Source organism: Gemmatimonadales bacterium, assembly GCA_030697825.1.
Lineage (GTDB): Bacteria > Gemmatimonadota > Gemmatimonadetes > Gemmatimonadales > JACORV01 > JACORV01.
Genome location: JAUYOW010000306.1, coordinates 1 through 5,171, shown reverse-complemented (window position 1 = coordinate 5,171; position 5,171 = coordinate 1). Strand labels below are relative to the sequence as shown.

The 5,171-nt window shown below is 68.7% G+C and carries 3 protein-coding genes; all 3 read left to right on the top strand.

Annotation, left to right across the window (positions count from 1 at the left end):
- Positions 1-297: 297 nt before the first annotated feature.
- Entirely contained in the window at positions 298-3,876 is a 3,579-nt protein-coding gene (gene nifJ / locus Q8Q85_14925) for a pyruvate:ferredoxin (flavodoxin) oxidoreductase (protein MDP3775551.1), read from the top strand.
- Positions 3,873-4,871 carry a dihydroorotate dehydrogenase-like protein gene (locus tag Q8Q85_14920; GenBank protein ID MDP3775550.1) on the top strand — a complete coding sequence of 333 codons (999 nt, stop codon included), beginning with the start codon at positions 3,873-3,875 and terminating at the stop codon, positions 4,869-4,871. The genes nifJ and Q8Q85_14920 overlap by 4 nt, the downstream gene beginning before the upstream one ends.
- Before the next feature lie 77 nt (positions 4,872-4,948).
- The coding region (locus Q8Q85_14915; protein ID MDP3775549.1) for a hypothetical protein at positions 4,949-5,171 on the top strand (223 nt) is incomplete at its 3' end.

The window sequence follows — 5,171 nt, the reverse complement described above, 5'->3', positions numbered from 1 at the left end:
GGTGACCGCGAGGAGCGGCGACCTGCGATGGAGACCGCGCCGGTCGTCGAGCGACGGACTGTGGGACACAATGTCCGCTATTCCGAGTGCGATTCGAGGCTTCCGGCGCCTGACAGTCCGCCTGCGTGCCGCATGCCGGGCTGCGCTGAAGTGCCTTGAGGATAACGGTTTGCGGTTGGCTCCGACACCCTTCTCCTGTTTCCTAAGGCCCGGCCTCTGGTCGGAATGCAACTTGCGATTTTCGGGCCGGGGAGGCCGAGCTGGCGTCCCCGTATCCGACCGACTGGAAGGGGTCCGATGACTCGTCCCATGGTCACGATCGACGGCAACGAAGCCGCCGCGCTGGTCGCCTTCCAGTTGAGCGAGGTCATTGCGATCTACCCGATCACCCCCAGCTCGCCGATGGGTGAATGGGCCGACGAGTGGGCGGCGAAGCGCCAGCCGAATCTGTGGGGCGCGGTGCCGACCGTGATCGAGATGCAGAGCGAGGGAGGCGCCGCCGGGGTGCTGCACGGCGCTCTTCAGTGCGGGGCGCTGGCGACCACCTTCACGGCGTCGCAAGGCCTTCTCCTCATGATCCCCAACATGTACAAGATCGCCGGCGAGCTGACGCCCGCGGTGATCCACGTGGCCGCCCGCTCGCTGGCCGCGCAGGCACTCTCGATCTTCGGCGATCACAGCGACGTGATGGCCGCCCGCCAGACGGGCTTCGCGATGCTGGCGTCGAGCTCGGTTCAGGAGGCGCACGACCTGGCACTGGTCGCGCACGCCGCCACGCTCGAGGCGCGGGTCCCGTTCCTCCACTTCTTCGACGGCTTCAGGACCTCCCACGAGGTGAACAAGATCGAGAGGCTCGCGCCCGACGATCTGAGGGCCATGGTGCCGGACGATCTGGTCCACTCGCACCGTGCCCGCGCTCTCTCGCCCGACCGCCCGTTCGTCCGCGGGACGGCCCAGAACCCCGACGTCTACTTCCAGGGTCGCGAGGCGTCCAACCCGTACTATCTCGCGTGCCCGGCGATCGTGGAGCGGGCGATGGATCGCCTGGCCGAACGGGTCGGGCGGAGGTACCGGCTGTTCGACTACGCCGGCGCGCCGGACGCCGAGCGCGTGATCGTTCTGATGGGCTCGGGTGCCGGGGCGGCCGCCGAAACCGCGGACGCGCTGACGGCCGGCGGCGAGAAGGTCGGGGTGCTGACCGTCCGCCTGTACCGGCCGTTCGACTCGGAGCGATTCGTCGCCGCTCTGCCGCCCTCGGTGCGCGCGATCGCGGTGCTGGATCGGACCAAGGAGCCGGGAAGCATGGGTGAGCCGCTCTATCTCGACGTGGTCGCCGCTGTGAGCGAGATCTTTTGGGCGGGGAGGGCGCCGTTCCCGGCGATGCCCAGGGTGGTGGGCGGGCGGTACGGTCTGGCTTCGAAGGAGTTCACTCCGGCCATGGTGAAGGCCGTTTTCGACCAGCTGCGCGCGCCGGCGCCCCGCAACCACTTCACGATCGGCATCAACGACGACGTCACGCACACCAGCCTGGATTGGGACCCCGGCTTCACGACCGAGGACCCGCGGACGGTGCGCGCGCTGTTCTTCGGTCTGGGCGCCGACGGGACCGTCGGAGCGAACAAGAACTCGATCAAGATCATCGGCGAGGGCACCGACCTGTGGGCGCAGGGCTACTTCGTCTACGACTCCAAGAAATCCGGCTCGGTCACGGTCTCGCACCTGCGCTTCGGTCCCCGCCCGATCCGGTCCACGTACCTGGTGAGCCGGGCCACGTTCGTGGCCTGCCACCAGTTCGGTTTCCTGGAGCGGCTCGACGTGCTCGGCGCGGCGGAGCTGGGTGCGACGTTCCTGCTGAACGCGCCCTACGGCCCGGACGAGGTCTGGGATCATCTGCCCCGCCCGGTGCAGGAGCAGGTCATTGCCAAGCGGTTGCGCTTGTTCGCCATCGACGCGGTCAAGGTGGCGGAACAGGCGGGGCTCGGGCGCCGGATAAACTCGGTGATGCAGACTTGTTTCTTTGCGCTGAGCGGTGTGCTGCCGCGCGAGGCCGCGATCGCGGCGATCAAGGACGCGATCAAGAAGACCTATGGGCGACGGGGCGAGCAGGTGGTGCAGATGAACTTCGAGGCGGTGGACAACGCGTTGGCCGCCCTGCACGAAGTGCGCGTTCCGGACCGGGCGACGAGCCGACTCGCCCGGCGGGAGGTGGTTCCTCCCGCCGCGCCGGGTTTCGTGCAGCGGGTGACGTCCGAGATCATCGTTGGCAGGGGCGACCTCCTGCCGGTGAGCGCGTTGCCGGCCGACGGCACCTATCCGAGCGGGACCGCGAGGTGGGAGCGGCGCAACATCGCCCTCGAGATCCCGGTGTGGGACGAGTCGATCTGTATCCAGTGCGGCAAGTGCGTGCTGGTGTGCCCGCACGCGGTGATCCGCGCCAAGGTCTACGACCCCTCGCTTCTGGAGGGCGCGCCGGCGGCATTCAAGTCCGCGCCAGCCCGGTGGCGCGAGTTCCGGGACCGGCGCTACACGCTGCAGGTCGCGCCCGAGGACTGCACCGGCTGCGCGCTGTGCGTGGAAGCGTGCCCCGTCAAGAACAAGAGCGCGGTGAAGCTCAAGGCGATCAACATGGGGCCGCAGGAGCCGCTCCGGGACGCCGAGCGGGCCAACTGGGACTTCTTCCTGTCGCTCCCCGATCCCGGCCGCGGGGCGCTCAGCCTGAAGGACGTGAAGGACGTGCAGCTGCTGTGCCCGCTGTTCGAGTTCTCGGGTGCGTGCGCCGGCTGCGGCGAGACGCCGTACCTCAAGCTGCTTTCCCAGCTCTTCGGCGACCGCTCCGTGGTGGCGAACGCGACCGGCTGCTCCTCCATTTACGGGGGCAACCTCCCCACCACGCCGTGGACGGTGAACGCCGAGGGCCGGGGACCGGCGTGGTCGAACTCGCTGTTCGAGGACAACGCGGAGTTCGGCCTCGGCATGCGGCTGGCGCTGGACCAGGCGAGGGACAGCGCGCGCAGGTTGCTCGCCAGTCTCAAGGACGTCGTCGGCGCCGATCTGGCTGAGGTCCTGTCTGGCGCGGACCAGGCCTCGGAGGAAGGGATCGCGGCGCAACGCGGGCGGATCGCGGAGCTCAAGTCCAGGCTCGCCGGCATCGCGGGGCCCGATGCCGCGAGCCTCCGTGCGCTCGCCGACTCGCTGGCGGACAAGATGGTGTGGATCGTGGGCGGCGACGGCTGGGCCTACGACATCGGGTACGGCGGGCTCGACCACGTGCTGGCATCGGGCCGGAACGTGAACATCCTGGTACTCGACACCGAGGTGTACTCGAACACCGGCGGCCAGGCTTCGAAGGCCACGCCGCGCGGCGCGGTCGCCAAGTTCGCGGCCGGCGGGCGTCTCTCGGCCAAGAAGGACCTGGCGTTGATGGCCATGTCGTACGACAACGTCTACGTCGCGCAGGTCGCGATGGGCGGCGACGACGCTCAGACGGTCCGCGCTTTTGTCGAAGCGGCGGCGCACCACGGGCCGTCGATCATCATCGCCTACAGCCACTGTATCGCCCACGGTTATGATCTGGTCCACGGGCTCGACCAGCAGAAGGCGGCCGTGAAGTCGGGCTACTGGCCGTTGTTCCGGTACGACCCGTCGCGGCGCGCGAAGGGCGAGAATCCGCTGCAGCTCGATGCCAAGCCGCCGAGCCTGCCGCTGGCGCAATTCACCAACAACGAGACCCGTTACCGCATGCTGGTGCACGCCGACCCGGTCGCCGCCCGGGACCTGGCCGAGCTGGCCCAGCGGGACGTGGATGAGAGGTGGAAGCGCTACGAACACCTGGCGGCGACGATGAACGGCGCCAAAGCCGAGGAGGGTGCGCCATGACCGACCTCTCAACGACGTACCTCGGGCTCCGACTCGCGAACCCGCTCGTCGTTTCGCCGTCGCCGCTGTGCCAGGACATCGGCCGCATCCGGCAGATGGAGGACGCGGGCGCCGCGGCCGTCGTGCTTCATTCGCTCTTCGAGGAGCAGATCACCATCGAGAGCGTGCTCCTCGACCGCCATCTATCGGACGGGGCCGACAGCTTCGCCGAGGCGCTGAGCTACTTCCCGGATCTGCACGAGTACAACCTCGGGCCCGACGCGTACCTGGAGCACGTCCGGAAGGCCAAGGCGGCGGTGGAGGTCCCCATCATCGCCAGCCTGAACGGCATCTCGACCGGCGGGTGGATCCGGTACGCGCAGTCGATCGAGCAGGCGGGCGCCGACGCGCTCGAGCTCAACATCTACTACGTCGCCACCGACCCGGCCAGGACGGCCGCCGAGGTCGAGCAGCAGTACGTGGACCTCGTGGAAGACATCCGGATGAGCGTGCGCATCCCGCTCGCCGTGAAGGTGGGCCATCACTTCACGGCGTTCGCGAACCTGGCCCACCGGCTCAAGGCCGCGGGCGCGAACGGGCTCGTCCTGTTCAACCGGTTCTACCAGCCCGACCTCGACATCGACGAGCTCGACGTGGTGCCGACGCTCACGCTCAGCAGCTCTTACGAGCTGCTGCTGCGCCTCACCTGGGTGGCGATCCTCTACGGCAAGCTCGACGTGGACTTCGCGGTCACCGGCGGGGTTCACACGGCGAAGGACGTGTTGAAGGCGATGATGGCCGGCGCCAAGGTGGCGATGCTGACCTCGGCGCTGCTCAAGCATGGCATCGAGCACCTCCGCGTCGTGAGGCGGGACGTCGTGGAGTGGATGGAGGCACACGAGTATGAGAGCGTCGCGCAGATGCGCGGCAGCATGAGCCAGCTCGCTGTGGCCAACCCGGGCGCCTACGAGCGCGGGAACTATCTCAGGGTGCTGAGTTCGTACCCGTTGCGGTGAGCTCCTCGCGGTTGACGGCGACACGATCGAGATGAATCTTCGAACGGCAGCCGCCCCCAACCCACAGGAGCACCACGATGAAACGCCGGGATTTCCTAGGGCGCGCCGTTGCAGGCGCCGCCATAGCCGCACACGTGCCCTCCGGTGCTGCATCGCGCGGTGAGCCGCCTCAAGGCGGCTTCGAGCTCTCCGAACTGTCGGTGGCCCAGCTCCAGGAGCAGATGACCGCGGGCCGCACCACCGCCCGGCGGCTGGTGGACCAGTACGCCGCGCGCATCGAGTGGCTCGACCGCCGAGGGC

Excerpts from the sequence above, each read along its gene's own strand:
- nifJ (MDP3775551.1), top strand. The coding sequence starts at position 298 with ATGACTCGTCCCATGGTCACGATCGACGGCAACGAAGCCGCCGCGCTG.
- Q8Q85_14920 (MDP3775550.1), top strand. The coding sequence starts at position 3,873 with ATGACCGACCTCTCAACGACGTACCTCGGGCTCCGACTCGCGAACCCG.